Below are 18,109 nucleotides of genomic sequence, written 5' to 3'. Positions count from 1 at the left end.
CACGAGGCCGCGGGCGTGACGCGCTCGTAACGAAGACCTCACGCGACCTCTCCCCCGGCGTGAGGTGCGCGTCATCTGCCGTTACAGGGAGGCAACGGGGGTGAAACCGCGCGTCTCTAGCGTTGGGCAGGACCGACCGCGCCTCTCGCGCCGGACCGGACCCCGACCTCCGGAGGACAGCAAGCATGCAGGAAACGCCTCGCCGCGTGCTCATCGTCGGCGGCGGCCCCGCCGGCCATCGCCTCGCGGAGTCCCTCGCCTCGCGCGACGGCGTCCCGCTCGCCGTGACCGTCCTCGGCGAGGAGCGGCATCGGCCGTACGACCGGGTCGCCCTCTCCCGACGGCTCGACGGCCCCGTCGACCTCGCGCTCGGCGACTCCGCCCTGTGGGACCGGGTCGCGTACCGGGGCGACCGCCGGGTCGTCGCGATCGACCCGGACGGCCGCCACGTCACGCTCGAGTCGGGCGAGGTCCTCGCCTACGACGAGCTCGTGCTCGCGACCGGCTCCTCCCCCACCGTGCCTGCCATCCCCGGCGCCGAGGCGGGCCGGGTCTACCGGACGCTGGAGGACGTCGACGGCCTCGTCGAGGAGATCGCGGCCTTCCGCGAACGCCACGGGCGTCCCGCCAACGTCGTCGTGGTGGGCGGCGGGCTCCTCGGCCTCGAGGCGGCCGGCGGCGCGCACCGGCTCGGCGCGCGCGCCGCCGTCGTGCACTCCGGCCGCTGGCTCATGTCCGCCCAGCTGGACCAGGGCGCCGGCGAGTCGCTCGGCCGCATCATCTCCTCGTCCGGCATCGCGCTGCACCTCGGCAACCGGCCCACCCGCGTGGTCACGTCCGACAGCGGACGCGTCCTCGGGGTCGAGCTCACCGACGGCAGCGCCGTGCACGCCGACATCGTCGTGTTCTCGATCGGCATCACCCCTCGGGACGAGCTCGCCCGGCAGGCCGGGCTGAACCTGGGAGCCCGCGGCGGGATCGCCGTGGACGAGGGATGCGGGACCTCCGCGCCGCACGTCTGGGCGATCGGCGAGGTGGCGAGCATCGGCGGCGTCTGCGTCGGCCTCGTCGCCCCGGCGAACGCGATGGCCGAGGTCGTGGCCGACCGGATCTGCGGCGGAGGCGCGGTCTTCCCCGGCATCGACGACGCCACGAAGCTCAAGCTCGCGGGCGTCGAGGTCGCGAGCTTCGGCGACGCGCTCGGGCGGACCGCCGGGGCGCTCGAGGTCGTCTACGCGGATCCGGCACGTGGTCTGTACCAGAAGATCGTGGTCAGCGACGACGCGAAGACCCTGCTCGGCGGCATGTTCGTCGGCGACGCCGCCCCCTACAGCGCGCTGCGGCCGCTGCTCGGCCGCGAGCTCCCGGCGGAGCCCGGGGCGTACCTCTCGGCCTCGGGCGCCGAGGCACCCGCGGGCGCCGACCTGCCGGACGACGCGCAGCTCTGCTCCTGCAACAACGTGTCCGTCGGCGCCGTCCGCCACGCGGTGACCGACGGGTGCACCGACCTCGGCGAGCTCAAGTCCTGCACTCGGGCCGGCACCCAGTGCGGCTCCTGCGTCCCGCTCGTGAAGAAGCTCCTCGACACCGAGATGGCCAAGGCGGGCCTCGAGGTCTCCAAGGCGCTCTGCGAGCACATCTCGCTCAGCCGCAGCGAGCTGTTCGAGTCGGTGCGGATCCTGGGCCTGCGGTCGGCCGAGGAGGTCCTGGCCCGCTTCGGGCAGGGCCTCGGCTGCGACGTCTGCAAGCCCGTGATCGCGTCCGTCCTCGCGACCCAGACCGGCAGCTACATCCTCGACGGCGGCTCCGGTCCCCTGCAGGACACCAACGACCGGGCACTCGCCAACATGCAGAAGGACGGGACCTATTCGGTCGTCCCGCGCATCCCGGGCGGCGAGATCACGCCCGAGAAGCTCAAGGTCATCGCGGAGGTCGCCCAGCAGTTCGACCTCTACACGAAGATCACCGGCGGGCAGCGGATCGACCTCTTCGGGGCCCGTCTCGAGCAGCTGCCCGAGATCTGGAAGATCCTCGTCGAGGCCGGGATGGAGTCCGGGCACGCCTACGGCAAGTCCCTGCGCACGGTGAAGTCCTGCGTCGGGTCGACCTGGTGCCGCTACGGCGTCCAGGACTCCGTGGGGATGGCCGTGCAGCTCGAGCTCCGCTACCGGGGGCTGCGGTCGCCGCACAAGTTCAAGCTCGGCGTCTCCGGCTGCGCCCGCGAGTGCGCGGAGGCGCGGGGCAAGGACATCGGCGTCATCGCCACGGACGCAGGATGGAACCTCTACGTCGGCGGCAACGGGGGCTACCAGCCCGCGCACGCGCAGCTGCTGGCGCAGGACCTCGACGACGAGACGCTGATCCGGTACATCGACCGCTACATCATGTACTACATCCGCACGGCGGAGCGCCTGCAGCGTACCGCCCGCTGGCAGGAGGAGCTGCCCGGCGGGCTCGAGCACGTGCGCGACGTCGTGTGCAACGACTCCCTCGGCATCGCGGACGAGCTGGAGGCCGCGATGGCCCTGCACGTCGAGAACTACGAGGACGAGTGGGCGGCGACCCTCGCCGACCCGGAGCGGCTGCGGCGCTTCCGCTCGTTCGTCAACGCTCCCGACGCCGCCGACCCCGGCATCGTGAAGGTGAGCGAGCGGGGCCAGCGCCGGCCGGCCACCGCCGAGGAGCGGGCCGCCGGGCCGGTCCTCCTGTCCGGTCCCTCGATCCCGGTGCGGAAGGCGTGACATGGAGCTGAACCTCGATCTGACCGGGCAGGACGTGCTCGTGATCGGCACCCCGTCGGGCACCCGCAGGGTCGTCGCGCGCGTCCGGGCCGCCGGAGCCGTCGTCACCGTGCTCGACGCCGCCGACCTCGCGCGGCGGCTGTACGCAGGAAACCCCGCGCTCCCGCGCCTCGTCGTCTGGGTCGAGGGGCCCGCCGGGATCCGCCGCCGCCTCGCCGAGGCCGCGCGGACGGCCGGAGCGCTGCTCGCCGACGAGGCGCCCGTATCCCCCACGCCGCGTGGGCTCGTCACCCTCATCGGCGGCGGACCCGGCGACCCCGAGCTGCTGACGCTGGCCGGACGCCGCGCGCTCGCGGAGGCGGACGTGGTCCTGTACGACCGGCTCGGCCCGCGCGAGCTCCTGGCCGAGGCCGCGCCCGGCGCGGAGCTCGTCGACGTCGGCAAGACGCCGGGCCACCACGCCGTCCCGCAGCACGAGATCGAGGCGATGCTCGTCGAGCACGCGCTGCGCGGCCTCCGGGTCGTCCGGCTCAAGGGCGGCGATCCGTTCGTCTTCGGCCGGGGGGGCGAGGAGGTCCTCGCGTGCCGGCGGGCCGGCGTCCCGGTGACCGTGGTGCCGGGTGTGACGAGCGCGATCTCGGTCCCCGCCGCGGCGGGCATCCCGGTGACGCACCGCGAGGTGAGCCGCGCGTTCACCGTGATCTCCGGTCACGCGCCGTTCAGCGAGGACGAGCTCGAGCACCTGGTCGGGCTCGGCGGCACGCTCGTGGTGCTGATGGGCGTGACGAACCTTCCGCACCTGGCCGCCGGGCTGCAGCGCCACGGCATGCCCGCCGGCATGCCGCTCGCGATCATCGAGCGCGGCTACTCCCCCTCCCAGCGGGCGACCGTGTCCTCGGTGGGAGAGGTCACCGGGCTGCTCGGCACGCTGCGCCCCAGCTCGCCGGCGGTGATCGTCGTCGGCGAGGTGGTCCGCGTCGCCGCGGACGCCGACCGAGCGGGGGCCGCGGAGCTCCTGCAGACCGCGGCCCGGCTGGCTTCGTGACCACGGCGGCTCCCTCGCGCGCGGCCGGTCCCGGTCCTGTCGACGCGGTCGGTGCCGGTCTCGGCGCCGTCCAGGCGGTGAGTTCCGTTCCTGCCGACGCGGACACCTCCGCGCCCGGCTTCCGGCCGGACCAGCTCGAGGGCTTCCGGATCGGCGTCACCTCGGATCGTCGCTCCGACGATCTCATCGCCGCGTTCGAGCGCCGAGGCGCCGAGGTCACGCATGCCCCGACGATCCGGATGAGCGGCGCCGGGGACGACGGGATGCTCGAAGAGGAGACGCGCGCGATCATCGCCGCGAGGCCGGACATCCTCCTCGCGACGACCTCCTTCGGGATGCGGCGCTGGATCGAGGCGGCGGACGCCGTAGGGCTCGGAGACGAGTTGCACGAGGTCCTCGAGCACGGGCGCATCTACGTCCGCGGGCCGAAGGCGCGGGGCGCCATCCGTGCCGCGGGCCTCGACGACCACGGCATGAGCGAACGGGAGACGACAACGTCGATGGTCGATCTGGTCCTCAAGCAGCCGGTCGACGGGCTCACCGTCGCGGTGCAGCTGCACGGCTACACGGATGAGAGCCAGCTCGCGCGGCTGTCCGCGGCGGGCGCCCGCGTGCTCACCGTGGCGCCGTACCGCTGGACGATGCACGAGGACACGGGGCGGGTGCTGCGGCTGATCGAGGGGATCTGCACGGGGGGCCTCGACGCTGTCACGTTCACGAGCGCTCCAGCGGTCGAGGCGCTCTTCGCGATCGCGGCCGAGGCGGGTCGGCTGGAGGCGCTGCAGAGCGCGTTCCGGGAGTCCGTCGTCGCCGCCGCGGTCGGCCCGGTGACGGCCGCTCCGCTGGTCGAGGCCGGGATCCTGCCCATCGTCCCGGACCGGTTCCGGATGGGCGCGCTCATCCGGCTCACGTGCGAACACCTCGAGTCGAGCGCACTGCGGCTCGACACCGTTGGCGGGCCGCTCGAGCTCCGCGGCAGGGTGGCCCGGATCGGCGGCACGGCAGTTCCGCTCGGCCCGGTCTCGCTCGCCCTCTTCCGGGCCCTGGTGGCGGCCGAGGGCGCGATCGTGCCGCGCGACGCGCTGGCGGGCGCGGCACCGGAGCCCCTCGACCCGCACGCGGTCGACATGGCGATCAGCCGGCTGCGCTCGGCGCTTCCCGACCCGCGCATCGTCGCGACGGTGATCAAACGCGGATACCGGATCGCCGTTCCCGCCTGACGCGGACGGCCGACTTGCCGAAAAATCGGGCGCGCGGGGGCTGCGGGGCCGACTTTTCGGCAAGTCGCCCCCTCCCGTCGGGAAGCGGTGCGGCTCGGGAAGACGGGGTTCAGCCGACGCGGAGCCGCATGAGCGCGCGTCCGGGCAGCGGCGTGGCTGCCACCTCCAGGCCCGCGGCGCGGAACAGGGACACCGTGCCGTGGTACAGCTCCGCGGCACTCGCATCCGGTCGCTCGTCCGTGTCCACCGGGTACGCCTCGACGACCGTCGCCCCGTTCGCCCGCGCGTGCTCGATCGCGGCCCGGACGAGGACCCGGGCGATGCCCCGCCTCCGGAACCCGACCCTGACCACGAGGCACGTGATCGCCCAGATCGAGGTGTCCTCGAAGTCGCTGTCCGGGCTCGCCCTGGGGACCCGGGACGAGCGGAGCCGCTCGTAGTTCGCTCGCGGCTCGACGGCGCACCACCCGGCGCGCTCGTTCCCGAGGTAGGCGACGAGCCCCGGCCCCGGCGCCTCCCGCGCCTGCTCGCGGAGCGCGTCGCGGCACTGCTCCCGGGTCGACCCCCGCCACTGCCCTCCCGACAGCTTGAAGTCACTGGCAGAAGCAGCGGGACGGATCCCCTCGCGTGCCGAACACCGTCTCCACATCGGCCCACGGCACCTCGCCGATGGGGACGATGCGGACGGCGTCCTCGGTCACGGCATCCACGGTACGACGCGCGGCGGACCCTGCAACCGTGCCGTCGGGCTGCACGCTGTTGCGCGGATCAGGACTCCCCCGTCCCGGCGCGGCGAGTCCTCCTGAACCGCGTGCGAGACCCGCCGGATCCCCTGAACCGCGTCGAAACTCCTGATCCGCGCAAAGGGCGTCACCGCACGTACTGGCGGGTGGCGTCGAAGACCGGGGTGTAGTCCCAGTGCTGGTGGTTGCGCCGCATCGCCTCGGCGACGATGGCGCGGCGGCGGACGCTCGCCTGTCCGGCGGCGGCGAGGGCGTCGGGGTCGAAGCGCTCGAGGAGCAGCCGGTGCAGCTCCGCCTCGACGTCCGCGTGCTCGGGACGGCCGGACAGGTCCGTCCACTCGTCCGGGTCCGTCTCGAGGTCGAACAGCTGGCGGTCGTGGCCGTGCACGTAGACGTACTTCCAGCGGCCGCGGCGGACCATGAAGCAGGGCGCGTGCACCTTCTCGAGGTGATACTCGGAGAAGACCGGGACGTTCCCGTCGTGCCCGCCCTCGAGCACCGGCAGGAGGCTGCGGCCGTCGAGCTGCGCGCGGCCCGCCTCCGGGACGCCCGCGAGGTCGAGGAACGTCGGCAGGAGATCGATCAGCGAGACGGGCGTGGGCACGGCGGAGCCGGCGTACGCCCCGTCGGGGAAGGTCAGGGTGAGCGGGACGCGGGACGACCACTCGTAGAAGGTGCGCTTCTGCACCATGCCGCGCTCGGTCATCATGTCGCCGTGATCGCTCGTCACGACGATCACGGTCCGCTCCAGCTCCCCCGACGCCCGGAGCGCGTCGAGCATCGCGCCGATCTTGTCGTCCACGTAGCTGAGCGCCGCGTAGTACGCCCGCCGCAGCCGGCGCCGCGAGTCCGGGTCGAGCAGGTCGAATCCGGCGGTGTCGTGGGCCTCGTTCGCCCACCGGTCCATGACCGACTCGGCGATCCCCTCCGGCCAGGACGAGAGGGGGATGTCGACATTTTCGTAGAGGTCCCAGTACTCCCGCGGCACGTGGAACGGGTCGTGCGGGTGGTGGAAGGACACGATCATGCCGAACGGCTCGGCGGCCTGGGTCCGGCCGCGCTCACGGAGGTACTGCAGCGCCCGGTGCTGGGTCTCCTCGTCGAAGTCCATGAACTTCGTCCACGTCCGGACGCCGGGATCGGGATCCGCGTAGTGGCGCGCGTGCCCGCCGGCCGGGAACCGGCCGTGCTCGTCCGGCACGGGAACCCAGTCGAGGCTCGCCGGGAAGACGTCGGTGGTGAGCCGGCGCCGGAACCCGTGCAGCTGGTCGGGGCCGATGAAGTGCATCTTGCCGGTCAGCACCGTGTCGTAGCCCTGGTTCGTCAGGTAGTGCCCCATCGTCGGCACGTCCGAGGGCAGGATCGAGGCGTTGTCGAAGCACCCCAGAGCGGATGCGTCGCGCCCGGCCACGAGGGCGGCCCGCGCCGGGGCGCAGAGCGGCGCGGGCGTGTAGGCGGCGTCGAAGCGCACGCCCCGCTCGGCGAGGTGCTGCAGGTTCGGGGTCCTCGCGACCGGATCGCCGTACGGCGCGGTCAGGAACGGGACGACCTGATCGGCGAGGATCAGCAGGATGTTGGGCCGCACGTCCCGGCCGCCGGTGTCCGCCATGCCCGCCCTCGCACTCCGGGAACGTTCCCCTCCCGTTCTACCAGAGCGCGTCCCTCCCCTCGACCCACCCGTCGAAGTGCCACCTGGTGCTCCCAAAGCAGGGAGAAGGGAGCACCAGGTGGCATCTCGACGGGCTTCACATCTCGGGGCGGACGCGGCTGGGCTCGCCGTAGAAGAGCCGCTCGAACACCGTGCGCGAGCGCCGGGTGACGCGCAGGTACTCGTCCTCCAGCACCGCGGCGGACCCGGGCGGGAAGCCCAGCAGCCGCGCGATGCCGTCGAGCTGGCGGCGTCCGGACGGCAGGAGGTCCGAGGTCTTGTTGGCCGACAGGGTGATCGCGGAGCGGAGGCGCGACGACAGCAGCCAGGCCGCGCGCAGCCGCTCGGCATCCGTGGGATTGAGGAGCGACGCGTTCACGGCGGCGGTCAGAGCCGCCATCGTCGACTGTGTGCGCAGGGCGGGGACCCGCGCGGCGTGCTGGAGCTGGAGCAGCTGCACGAGCCACTCCACGTCGCTGAGCGTCCCCCGGCCGAGCTTCAGGTGCCGGGCCGGGTCGGCGCCCTGCGGCAGCCGCTCGTTCTCGACGCGCGCCTTGATCCGCTTGATCTCCCGCACCTCGCTCTCCGCGACCTCCGCGGGGTACCGCACCCGGTCGGCGAGGGCGGTGAACTCGTGCACGAGGTCGTGGTCGCCCGCCACGCCGCGGGCCCTGAGCAGGGCCTGCGCCTCCCAGGTGAGCGACCACCGCGCGTAGTACGCCTCGTAGGAGCGGAGGGACCGCACCCGGGGGCCCTGCTTGCCCTCGGGCCGGAGGTCCAGGTCGAGCTCGAGCGGCAGGCGCGCGTCCGCGGTGAGACGGGTGATCTCCTTCACGATCTGCTCCGCCTTGGACTGCGCGAGTTCGGGCGCCATGCCGGCGATCGGCCGGTACACGTACATGATGTCGGCGTCCGAGCCGAAGCCGAGCTCCGCTCCCCCGTACCGCCCCATCGCGATGATCGCGAACTCCGGCCAGGGACCGTCCTCGCGCCGGATGCTGCGGAGCACCCCGACCAGCAGCGCGGTGGTGATGTCGGAGAGGGCCCGTCCGAGCTCCTCGATCTTCACGAACCCGAGGATCCCGGCGAGGGCGAGCCGGAGGATCTCCCGGCGCCGGGCGGTGCGGAGGGCGCCCGCCGCGGCGTCCTTGTCCCGATGCCGCAGGATGGTCGCGCTCGTCTCCTCGCGCAGCGCATCCCAGCCGCGGGGCCGCAGGTCCTCCTCGTCCTCGAGCCAGCCGACGGCCTCCGGGTACCGCTCCAGCAGCTCCACGACGAAGCGCGAGCCGGACAGCACCTGGGTGAGCCGGAAGGCCGCCTCGTGGCTGTCGCGCAGCATCCGGAGGAACCAGTGCGCGTCGCCGAGGGACTCGCTGATGCGGCGGAACGCGAGGAGCCCGCCGTCCGGATCGGCGCCGTCGGCGAGCCACTGCAGCAGGACGGGCAGCAGATGGCGCTGGATCGTCGCACGGCGGGACACGCCCTGGGTGAGCGCGGCGATGTGACCGAGGGCGCCGCGGGGGTCGACGAAGCCGATGGCCGCGAGCCGCGCCTCCGCCTGTGCGCTCGTCAGCGCGAGGGCGGACCCCGGCATGCGCGCGACCGCGGAGAGCAGCGGCCGGTAGAACAGCCGCTCGTGCAGGCTGCGCACCGCGACCTTCGTGCGCTGCCACCGGCTGAGCAGCTCCTCCGCCGTCGTGCCGAGTCCGGACGAGCGGGCCAGCACCCGGAGCCGGGTCTCGTCCCGCGGCATGAGGTGCGTGCGCCGCAGCCGCTCGAGCTGGAGCCGGTGCTCCAGCAGTCGGAGCACGCGGTAGTCGTCCGCGAACTCGGCGGCCTCGGATCGGCCGATGTAGCCGGCGGCCGCGAGGGCCTGCAGGGCGGGGAGGGTGCCGCGCTCGCGGATGGCGGGGTCCGTGCGTCCGTGGACGAGCTGCAGGAGCTGCACGGTGAACTCGATGTCGCGGATGCCGCCACGGCCGAGCTTGATCTGGTGCTCGACGTCCTCGGCCGGGATGTGCTCGGTCACCCGCTCGCGCATCCGCTGCACCTGCTCGACGAAGCTCGGCCGCTCGGAGCTCGACCAGACCTTGGGCCAGACGCGCTCGACGTACTGCTCGCCGAGCGCGCGGTCGCCGGCCATCGCGCGTGCCTTGAGCAGCGCCTGGAACTCCCAGTCCTTGGCCCACCGGTCGTAGTAGGCGAGGTGGGACTCGAGGGTGCGGACGAGCGCGCCCTTCTTTCCCTCCGGCCGGAGGTTGGCGTCGACCTCCCAGAGCGCCGGCTCCACGGCGATCTCGTGGATGCCGCGCATCGTGAGCATGGCGAGCCGCGTGCCGATCGTGACGGCCTTCTCGGCGTCGAGCTCACTGCCCTCCGCCGGCTCCGCCACGAAGATGACGTCGACGTCGCTGACGTAGTTGAGCTCGCGTGCGCCGGCCTTGCCCATGCCGATGATCGCGAGCCGGGTCGCGGCGATGTCCTCCGGGCGGAACCGCCCCGGGCCGGCTCCCGGCCGAGCGGCATCCGCCCGCGCGACCGCGAGGGCGGCGTCGAGCGCGGCGGCGGCGAGGTCGGCGAGCATCGCCGTGACGGGCTGGATGCCCTCCACCGGCCGGTCCTGGCCCAGATCCCACGCGGCGAGCCGGAGCAGCAGCCGCCGGTAGCGCGCCCGAAGGGCGATCCGCCCCTCGTCGCCGATCAGGGCCGCGACACCGTCCTCGCCGGCTCCCACCGCGTCCAGCAGGTCGGCGCGGATCTCCTCGGCGGCCGGCAGTTCGAGGAACGGCTCCGCGAGTGCGGCGAAGGCCTCCGGGCGCCGGCTCAGGAAGTCGGCGAGCCCCGCGGACGCGCCGAGCACGAGCAGCAGCCGCCGGGCAGCACCCGCGGAGGACAGCGCGGCCGTCACCTCGCCCGGATGCCGCCGGGCGAGGCGCAGCAGCTCGTCCAGCGCCTGGTCGGGATCCGCGACGCCGCCGAGGAGCGGGAGGAGGTCCTCCCCCGTCCCGACGAGGCTCTCGAGCTCGTCGAGCTTGCCCCGGACGCTGCCGAGGTCGGCGAAGCCGAGCCGCGCCAGCTCGCTGAGGGTCGTCAGCTCCCGGCGCATCTCAGGCGGCTACAGGACCTCGAGGTTCGACCGCAGCTCGTACGGCGTCACCTGGGCCCGGTACTCACGCCACTCGCGCCGCTTGTTGAGCAGCACGTAGTTGAACACCTGCTCGCCGAGCGTCTCGGCGACGAGCTCGGACTCCTCCATGAACTGGATGGCGTGGTCGAGGCTCGCGGGCAGCGGCCGGTAGCCGAGGGCGCGGCGCTCCGCGTCGGTCAGCTCCCACACGTTGTCCTCCGCCTCGGCGGGGAGCTCGTAGCCCTCCTCGATGCCCTTGAGGCCGGCGGCCAGCATCAGTGCCAGCGTGAGGTAGGGGTTCGCGGCCGAGTCGATGGCCCGGTACTCGACACGCGACGACGTGCCCTTGCCGGGCTTGTAGAGCGGCACGCGGACGAGCGCCGAGCGGTTGTTGTGGCCCCACGTGATGAAGCTGGGCGCCTCGCCGAGCTTCGACTCGGTGGTGCCCCACAGCCGCTTGTAGGAGTTGACGAACTGGTTCGTCACCGCGGTGATCTCCGGCGCGTGCCGCAGGAGACCCGCGATGAACTGACGCCCGATGGTCGAGAGCTGGTACTGCGCGCCGGGGTCGAAGAACGCGTTGGTGTCGCCCTCGAACAGCGACATGTGCATGTGCATGCCGCTGCCCGGCTCGGTCTGGAGCGGCTTCGGCATGAACGTCGCGTAGACGCCCTGCTCGATCGCCACCTCCTTGATGACCGTGCGGAACGTCATGATGTTGTCCGCCATGGTGAGCGCGTCGGCGTAGCGGAGGTCGATCTCGTTCTGGCCCGGCCCCGCCTCGTGGTGGCTGAACTCCACCGAGATCCCGAGGTCCTCGAGCATCCGGACGCTCCGGCGCCGGAAGTCGTGGGCCGTGCCGCCCGGGACGTTGTCGAAGTAGCCGGCCCGGTCGACGGGGTCCGGGCCGTCGGGTCCGAACGAGCTCGACTTGAGCAGGTAGAACTCGATCTCGGGGTGCGTGTAGAAGGTGAATCCGCGGTCCGCCGCCTTCGCGAGGGCGCGCTTCAGGACGTTGCGGGGGTCCGCCGCATGCGGCTGCCCGTCCGGGGTGGTGATGTCGCAGAACATGCGGGCGGTCGGGTCGATCTCGCCGCGCCACGGCAGCACCTGGAAGGTCGTGGGGTCGGGATGGGCGAGGACGTCCGCCTCGAACGCACGGGTGAGTCCCTCGATGGCGGAGCCGTCGAAGCCGATCCCCTCGGCGAACGCGCCCTCCACCTCGGCCGGGGCGATCGCGACCGACTTGAGCGTGCCGATGACGTCGGTGAACCAGAGGCGCACGAACTTGATGCCGCGCTCTTCGATGGTTCGGAGGACGAAGTCGCGCTGCTTGTCGACCACGGAATCCCTTCTGAGGCGGGCCCCGCGGCCCCCGTCGAGTGCGCTATTAGGTTAGTGGCTATGCCCAGAGTTCGCTTGGCGCTCGCTCAGACCAATCCCATCGTCGGCGCCTTCCGCGAGAACTCGGACTCGATCGTCGAGTACACGCGTCGCGCGCTCGATTCCGGCGCCGATCTCGCCGTGTTCGGGGAGATGGCGCTGTCCGGCTATCCCATCGAGGATCTGTCGACGCGGCCGTCGTTCCTGTCCCGCAGCCGCGAGGTGCTGCACGACCTGGCCGGCCGGCTCGAGGAGGAGGGGCTCGGCGACCTGCCCGTCATCGTCGGGTTCCCCGACGGGCCGTTCGAGCCGCGCGTGAACAGCCTCGGCAACGCCCCGTCGGCGATAGCGCAGAACTGCGCGGCGGTCCTCTACCGCGGCGAGCTCGTGGCGCGGCAGGCGAAGTTCCACCTGCCCAACTACTCCGTGTTCGACGAGTACCGGAACTTCATCCCGGGAGACGAGCTGACGGTGCTCCGCCTCGGCGACGTCGACATCGCGCTCGCGATCTGCGAGGACATCTGGCGCGACGGCGGACCCGTCTCTCGCGTGTCGCTCGCGGATGCCGGCCTGCTCGTCGTGATCAACGGATCCCCGTTCGAGCGGGACAAGGACGAGCAGCGACTCCCCCTCGTGCGCCGTCGCGCCGCGGAGACCGACTCGGTCGTCGCCTACGTCAACCTCGTCGGCGGGCAGGACGACCTCGTCTTCGACGGGGACTCGGTCGTGGTCGACCAGTCCGGCCGGATCCTGGCGCGCGCCCCGCAGTTCCGGGAGCACCTCCTCGTCGTCGACGTGGACGTGGCCGACGTGACGCCGCAGACGATCGTCGAGGGCGTCAACCGCGTCGAGCTGCCGCGCCGGGAGCGGGACCGCCCGGAGATCGCCCCCGACGTCGCGGAGCTGCCGGACGACCGGGAGCAGATCTGGAACGCCCTCGTCGTCGGCCTGCGGGACTACGTCGAGAAGAACAAGTTCCGCTCCGTGATCCTCGGCCTGTCCGGCGGCATCGACTCGTCGGTCTGCGCATCGATCGCCGCGGACGCTCTCGGCGCGGACCGCGTGTACGGCGTGGGAATGCCGAGCCGCTGGTCGAGCGACCACTCGCTGGACGACGCGGAGGACCTCGCCGAGCGGATCGGCCTGCACTACCGGGTCGAGCCGATCGCGGACCTGGTCCAGCCCTTCGAGGATCAGCTCCACTGGACGGGCCTCGCCGCCGAGAACGTGCAGGCGCGCGTCCGCGGGGTGATCCTCATGGGGATCTCGAACCAGGAGGGCCAGCTCGTCCTCACGACCGGCAACAAGAGCGAGCTCGCGGTCGGCTACTCGACGATCTACGGCGACTCGGTCGGCGGCTTCGCGCCGATCAAGGACGTGCCGAAGACGCTCGTGTGGGAGCTCGCCCGCTGGCGCAACGATGCCGCGTGGGAGCGGGGCGAGACGCCGCCGATCCCGGAGAACTGCATCGTGAAGCCTCCGTCGGCGGAGCTCCGGCCGGGTCAGACGGACCAGGACTCGCTGCCCGAGTACGACGTGCTCGACCAGATCCTCGACGCCTTCATCGGCAAGCGCTTCGGCCCGAACGACATCAAGGACCTGGGCTTCGACCCGGAGGTCGTCGACCACGTCATCCGCCTGGTCGACCGCGCGGAGTGGAAGCGCCGCCAGAGCGCGATCGGTCCGAAGGTGTCCTCGGTGGCCTTCGGGCGGGACCGACGGCTGCCGATCACGGACCGCCACGAGCGCACCTGATCCCCGCCGAGCTCGCGCGGGACGCCCGGTGGGGGCGAGGAGAGGCCTGCCGGCGGACGGAGCTCGTCTGGTTCCTCGCAGACTCCCGCTCCGTGCCTCCCGGCTCGGCCGTCCCGGCCGCGATCCTTGATTTCGGCTGGGAATAGGATGAGCGCATGAGCGACCCGGCGCCCCTGAAGCGCGTGCGGAAACGGCACTTCCAGCAGGCGCGGGACAACGGCATCCCGATCGTCGGGCTCACGAGCTACGACGCGCTCTCGGCCGCGATCTTCGATCAGGCGGGCATCGACTTCCTCCTCGTGGGCGACTCCGCGGGCCAGGTGGTCCTCGGCTACGACAGCACCGTGCCGGTCACGGTCGACGAGCTCATCCCGCTGACGCGCGCGGTCGCGAACGCGGCGCAGCGCGCATTCGTCATCGCCGACCTGCCGTTCGGCTCCTACGAGCTCGGGCCGGACCAGGCCCTGCAGACGGCGTTCCGCTTCATGAAGGAGACGCACGCCCAGGCCGTGAAGCTCGAGGGCGGGGTGCGCAGTGCCGAGCAGATCCGGCGGATCGTGACGGCGGGCATCCCGGTTATGGCGCACATCGGCTACACGCCGCAGAGCGAGCACCAGATCGGCGGGCACCTCGTCCAGGGGCGCGGCGACGCGGCCGACGCCGTCCTCGCCGACGCCCATGCGGTCGAGGACGCGGGCGCTTTCGCGGTGGTTCTCGAGATGGTGCCGAGCGAGGTCGCGAAGCGGGTGACCGAGTCCATCCGGATCCCGACGATCAGCGTCGGCGCGGGACCGCACACCAGCGGCCAGCTCATGGTGTGGACCGACTTCGCGGGCCTGCACGGGGGCCGCTACCCCCGCTTCGTGAAGAAGTACGCGGACCTCCACGGCGTCCTCACGCAGGCCGTGGAGTCCTTCCGGAACGACGTGGAGTCCGGCGTCTACCCGGCCCCCGAGCACGAGTACGAGTAGGCCCCGCCTTCCGTCTCCCGCCGCCGCTCCTGGCGCTCGACAGGCGAGTGGTGCTTCTGGCGCTCAACAGGCGAGTTCGCGCTCAACAGCAGGACAGGTCGGTCTGCAGCCTGTCCTTGTAGTTTCGGCCTGTTGACGGCGAGCAGGGACGCCGCCGAGGCGAGGCCGACAGCCCCGCTGTTGAAGGCGGGGAGACGGACACGCAGGGTGTTAGCTGCGGCGGCCCCAGTCGTTGTCGGCGGCCTCCTCGGCGGCCCAGCGAGCCGCGTTCTCCCGCAGCTTCTCGGGAGCGTGCCGCGCCTCCTCCTCGGTGGCGAAGGGGCCCACCCGGTCGAGGGCGTTCGAGATCTTGCCCCGCTCCACCTCCCCGGTCCGCGAGTTGTACCACCACTGCTGGTCCTCGTCACCCATGACACCCTCCGGGTCGGCATCCGGACCGCCGCGCCGGCGGCTCCTCCGGCCATGATGGCATGCGGAGTCCCGGCGCCATATCCCTGGTCCGCCCGGGTTCTCAAGGGCGTGGGACTGCCGCGAAGGCACGAGTAGGTTGGATCGCATGACGACTGCGATCGGCATCGACATCGGCGGAACCGGCATCAAGGGCGCCATCGTGAACGTGGACACGGGCGACCTGCTGTCGGACCGGGTCAAGAAGCCCACGCCCAAGGGCGGCACGCCGGAGGACATCGTCGATGTCGTCGTCTCCCTGATCCCGCAGCTCGGCGACGCTCCGGCGGACACGCCCGTCGGCGTCTGCTTCCCGGCCGTCGTCCAGCACGGAACGACCATGTCGGCCGCGAACGTGTCCAAGAAGTGGGTCGGGCTGCAGGCCGAGCAGCTGTTCGAGAAGGCGCTCGGGCGGGACATCGTCTTCGTGAACGACGCCGACGCCGCCGGGTACTCCGAGTCGCAGTTCGGCGCCGCGAAGGACGAGCGCGGACTCGTGATCCTCACGACGCTCGGCACCGGGATCGGCAGCGCGATCATCTACAACGGCGTGCTCGTGCCCAACGCCGAGCTCGGCCACCTGGCTCTCGACGGCCACGAGGACTACGAGAAGGTCGCCTCCTACGCGGCGATGGAGCGCGAGGGGCTCAGCTGGAAGGACTGGGGCGAGCGCCTGCAGAAGTACTACGCCCACCTCGAGATGCTGTTCTCCCCCGACCTGTTCGTGGTCGGCGGGGGCGTCTCGAAGCACTGGGACGAGTTCTTCAAGTACCTGGACCTGCGCGCGCCGATCATCCCCGCGAAGTTCCGGAACAACGCGGGCATCCTGGGCGCGGCCGCGCTCGCGGCGCACGCCGCCGGCACCCGGACCCGCGAGGGCGCGCGCGACCTGGTCGACAAGGCGACCGCCTGACGGCAGCTCCTTTCCCGGTGCGGGGTCCCCTCCCCCGCCGAGATGCCACTTAGTGCTCCCATTCGCCGTTTTTTGGAGCACCAAGTGGCATCTCGACGGTCGGACGGCGGGGGGCGCCGGTCACCAGGAGAGAGGACGGCGGCGACGGCGGAAGCGGATGATCGCCGCCGGGGCGCCGGAGGGACCGGCGGCCGTCCGGGTCTGGTCGTGCTCGAACCACGGATAGACGTCGTCGTCCACGGCGGCCGCCTGGCGCTGCGGGGCGACGATGATCGCGACGCCGCCCGGCGCCAGGACCCGGTGGAACTCGGCGGGCCGGTGATCCGCGAACGCGCAGAGCACCGCGTCGGCCGACGCGTCCCGTACCGGCCAGGGACGGCTCGGGTCGACGAGCACGCCGTGCGCGCCTGAGCGGGCCCTCGCCCGCACGAGGGCCGCCGGCGAGCTTCGGACGAGCAGCGCCCGCAGCCCCGGGCGCCCACCTGCTGCCGCCGCGACGAGGTGTCCGAGATCGGACCCGCAGTCGAGCACCCGGACACCGGCGCACGAGGGCAGGACCGCCTCGACCGCCTGGATCAGGGCATCCAGCCGTCCGGATCCCCACTCCGCATCGGCGGCGTCCAGGACCGCGGCGGGCTCGCTCCGCACGAGCGGGGACCGCCCGACGACGAGCGACGGATACCCCCGGCGCCCGACCTCGAACCGGTGCCCGGAGGGACAGCGCAGCTCCCCGTCCTCACCGTCGAGATCGCGCCCGCATCGGGGACAGGAGAGCCAGCCGTGCTGCATCCCCTCCACCGTAGGCGGACCGGATCGCGCACGCGGACGCCCCCACCCCGATCGCGGAAGGCGGGACGCGAAAGAAGAGAAAGGGAGGCGGAATGGGCCGGCTGCTACGCCGGGTTCTGTCCGGGTGTCGTGACGACACCGTGGACGGCCATCTATCTCGGACGCACGTTGCCGTGCGCCTCCAGCGGTCTACCCGGGAACTCAGCGAGCAGCCTCGACGTTCCCTGCTTGACCTTGCTCCGGGCGAGGTTTACCCAGCAGGCCTGGTCGCCCAGGCCTCTGGTGGTCTCTTACACCACCGTTTCACCCTTACCCCGCCGCACGAGGCGACGTGGCGGTCTGCTCTCTGTTGCACTTGCTCTCGGGTTGCCCCGGGTGGGTGTTACCCACCGCCCTGCTCTGCGGAGCCCGGACGTTCCTCGGCATCCTCGCGGATGACGCGGCCGTCTTGCCGACCCATTCCGGTCGAGCAGTCTACCGGGCGTCCGCCCGCGCGGGTCGTGCGGACATCCGCTCCCCCGCCGCCGGTCGCGCCGCGTCCGCACTCCCCGCGGGAGCGCAGGCGAGCGCAGACGAAAGAGCGGTCAGAGGCCGGACTCGCTGGTGCGGACGAGGATGCAGCCGCTCTCCGGGTCGAGGACGACCTCGTCGGCGGGCGCTGCGCGGATCGCGGCGAGATCGGATGCGGTCAGCGCGACGTTGCTGCCGCCCGAGATCCCCCGGCGCAGCAGCGCCGCACCGATGCCGTACCGGGAGCGCTGCCGCTCGTACAGCTCGACGAGGTCTTTCGGGAGCGTGGCGACCAGCGCCTCGCGCGAGGCCGCCAGCTCGGCGGCCTCCGCGTCGAGCTCGGCGACCGCCTTGTCGCGCTCAGCCATCAGGGTCTCGCGGCGGGTGAGGAGACCCGTGCGCTCCTCCTCGAGGCCCGCGACCACGCCCTCCTGCTCCTCGAGCCGTTCCATGACGGTCAGCTCCATGTCCTCGAGGTCGCTCTGCCGCCGCTTGAGCGACGCGAGCTCGTGCTCGAGGCCCTGGGCGTCCTTCATCGACGAGGTGTTCTGGAGCCGGCCGGCGTCCCGGGCGATGCGGGTCTCGACGACCTTGACGTCCGCCTCGATGCGGCCGAGCTCCGTCCGCAGGTCCTCGAGCGCGCCCTGCTCGGTCGCCATCCGGCGGCGCAGCGCGTCGCCCGCCGCGGCGATGTGCGCGAGCTCGGCGAGCTGCGGCAGCGTCCTCTTCGCGTGCTGGATCTGCTGGCTCCGGGTGTCGATCCTCTGCAGGTCGAGTAGCTTCTCCTGCTCCTGGGGAGCCGCGCGCACCGTCACGA

Annotated in this window: 13 protein-coding genes and 1 other RNA gene; 6 read left to right on the top strand and 8 right to left on the bottom strand. The window is 72.4% G+C overall.

Annotated elements, in window-relative coordinates:
- The first annotated feature begins 185 nt into the window (after positions 1-185).
- The 3 genes from nirB (at position 186) to J3P30_RS11940 (ending at position 5,006) form a co-directional block, all read left to right on the top strand.
- Positions 186-2,741 (top strand): nitrite reductase large subunit NirB, encoded by a 2,556-nt coding sequence (gene nirB, locus J3P30_RS11950; RefSeq protein WP_210481245.1) that lies wholly within the window; start codon positions 186-188, stop codon positions 2,739-2,741.
- Position 2,742: 1 nt separating this feature from the next.
- A complete protein-coding gene (gene cobA / locus J3P30_RS11945; RefSeq protein ID WP_210481243.1) occupies positions 2,743-3,786 on the top strand; it encodes a uroporphyrinogen-III C-methyltransferase in 1,044 nt (347 codons plus the stop codon).
- Between the two features lie 77 nt (positions 3,787-3,863).
- On the top strand, positions 3,864-5,006 hold the full coding sequence (locus tag J3P30_RS11940; RefSeq protein ID WP_307807489.1) for a uroporphyrinogen-III synthase: 1,143 nt from the start codon (positions 3,864-3,866) through the stop codon (positions 5,004-5,006).
- 109 nt (positions 5,007-5,115) lie between these two features.
- On the opposite strand, the gene J3P30_RS11935 is transcribed toward J3P30_RS11940, so the two are convergent.
- The 4 genes from J3P30_RS11935 to J3P30_RS11920 all read right to left on the bottom strand — a co-directional run bounded on the left by J3P30_RS11935 (position 5,116) and on the right by J3P30_RS11920 (position 11,868).
- Complete coding sequence (locus J3P30_RS11935; RefSeq protein WP_307807549.1) at positions 5,116-5,592, bottom strand: GNAT family N-acetyltransferase; 477 nt, start codon at positions 5,590-5,592, stop codon at positions 5,116-5,118.
- Positions 5,593-5,876: 284 nt separating this feature from the next.
- The gene (gene betC, locus J3P30_RS11930; protein WP_210481239.1) at positions 5,877-7,358 is read right to left on the bottom strand and encodes a choline-sulfatase; all 1,482 of its coding nucleotides are present in this window, start codon (positions 7,356-7,358) and stop codon (positions 5,877-5,879) included.
- A gap of 136 nt (positions 7,359-7,494) precedes the next feature.
- The gene (locus J3P30_RS11925) at positions 7,495-10,503 is read right to left on the bottom strand and encodes a bifunctional [glutamine synthetase] adenylyltransferase/[glutamine synthetase]-adenylyl-L-tyrosine phosphorylase (protein WP_210481237.1); all 3,009 of its coding nucleotides are present in this window, start codon (positions 10,501-10,503) and stop codon (positions 7,495-7,497) included.
- Between the two features lie 9 nt (positions 10,504-10,512).
- On the bottom strand, positions 10,513-11,868 hold the full coding sequence (locus tag J3P30_RS11920) for a glutamine synthetase family protein (protein WP_210481235.1): 1,356 nt from the start codon (positions 11,866-11,868) through the stop codon (positions 10,513-10,515).
- Between the two features lie 60 nt (positions 11,869-11,928).
- Between J3P30_RS11920 and J3P30_RS11915 the strand changes: the two genes are divergently transcribed.
- Together J3P30_RS11915 and panB are read left to right on the top strand one after the other, a co-directional pair.
- Positions 11,929-13,662 (top strand): NAD+ synthase, encoded by a 1,734-nt coding sequence (locus J3P30_RS11915; RefSeq protein WP_210481234.1) that lies wholly within the window; start codon positions 11,929-11,931, stop codon positions 13,660-13,662.
- A 155-nt stretch (positions 13,663-13,817) separates the two neighbouring features.
- Entirely contained in the window at positions 13,818-14,633 is an 816-nt protein-coding gene (gene panB / locus J3P30_RS11910) for a 3-methyl-2-oxobutanoate hydroxymethyltransferase (RefSeq protein ID WP_210481232.1), read from the top strand.
- A gap of 210 nt (positions 14,634-14,843) precedes the next feature.
- Here panB and J3P30_RS11905 read toward each other — a convergent pair whose 3' ends face one another.
- Positions 14,844-15,044, bottom strand: a complete 201-nt coding sequence (locus J3P30_RS11905) for an SPOR domain-containing protein (RefSeq protein WP_210481231.1) — start codon at positions 15,042-15,044, stop codon at positions 14,844-14,846.
- Between the two features lie 145 nt (positions 15,045-15,189).
- Between J3P30_RS11905 and ppgK the strand changes: the two genes are divergently transcribed.
- Positions 15,190-15,993, top strand: coding sequence for a polyphosphate--glucose phosphotransferase (gene ppgK, locus J3P30_RS11900; RefSeq protein ID WP_210481230.1), 804 nt, complete (start codon positions 15,190-15,192; stop codon positions 15,991-15,993).
- A gap of 120 nt (positions 15,994-16,113) precedes the next feature.
- On the opposite strand, the gene J3P30_RS11895 is transcribed toward ppgK, so the two are convergent.
- The 3 genes from J3P30_RS11895 to J3P30_RS11885 form a co-directional block, all read right to left on the bottom strand.
- Positions 16,114-16,782, bottom strand: coding sequence for a class I SAM-dependent methyltransferase (locus J3P30_RS11895; protein WP_210481229.1), 669 nt, complete (start codon positions 16,780-16,782; stop codon positions 16,114-16,116).
- A gap of 89 nt (positions 16,783-16,871) precedes the next feature.
- Positions 16,872-17,241: RNase P RNA component class A (gene rnpB / locus J3P30_RS11890), an RNA gene on the bottom strand.
- Positions 17,242-17,366: 125 nt separating this feature from the next.
- Entirely contained in the window at positions 17,367-18,107 is a 741-nt protein-coding gene (locus tag J3P30_RS11885; RefSeq protein ID WP_307807488.1) for a hypothetical protein, read from the bottom strand.
- Between the last annotated feature and the right edge of the window lie 2 nt (positions 18,108-18,109).

It is taken from the genome of Naasia sp. SYSU D00948 (genome assembly GCF_017916515.1).
Taxonomy (GTDB): domain Bacteria; phylum Actinomycetota; class Actinomycetes; order Actinomycetales; family Microbacteriaceae; genus Naasia.
The sequence above is the reverse complement of the archived record's forward strand: the minus strand, read 5'-3'. Positions and strand labels throughout refer to the sequence as shown.

Coding starts and splice junctions, on each gene's coding strand:
- nirB (WP_210481245.1), top strand. CDS start 186: ATGCAGGAAACGCCTCGCCGCGTGCTCATCGTCGGCGGCGGCCCCGCC.
- J3P30_RS11925 (WP_210481237.1), bottom strand. CDS start 10,503: ATGCGCCGGGAGCTGACGACCCTCAGCGAGCTGGCGCGGCTCGGCTTC.
- cobA (WP_210481243.1), top strand. CDS start 2,743: ATGGAGCTGAACCTCGATCTGACCGGGCAGGACGTGCTCGTGATCGGC.
- betC (WP_210481239.1), bottom strand. CDS start 7,358: ATGGCGGACACCGGCGGCCGGGACGTGCGGCCCAACATCCTGCTGATC.
- J3P30_RS11895 (WP_210481229.1), bottom strand. CDS start 16,782: ATGCAGCACGGCTGGCTCTCCTGTCCCCGATGCGGGCGCGATCTCGAC.
- ppgK (WP_210481230.1), top strand. CDS start 15,190: ATGACGACTGCGATCGGCATCGACATCGGCGGAACCGGCATCAAGGGC.
- panB (WP_210481232.1), top strand. CDS start 13,818: ATGAGCGACCCGGCGCCCCTGAAGCGCGTGCGGAAACGGCACTTCCAG.
- J3P30_RS11915 (WP_210481234.1), top strand. CDS start 11,929: ATGCCCAGAGTTCGCTTGGCGCTCGCTCAGACCAATCCCATCGTCGGC.
- J3P30_RS11905 (WP_210481231.1), bottom strand. CDS start 15,044: ATGGGTGACGAGGACCAGCAGTGGTGGTACAACTCGCGGACCGGGGAG.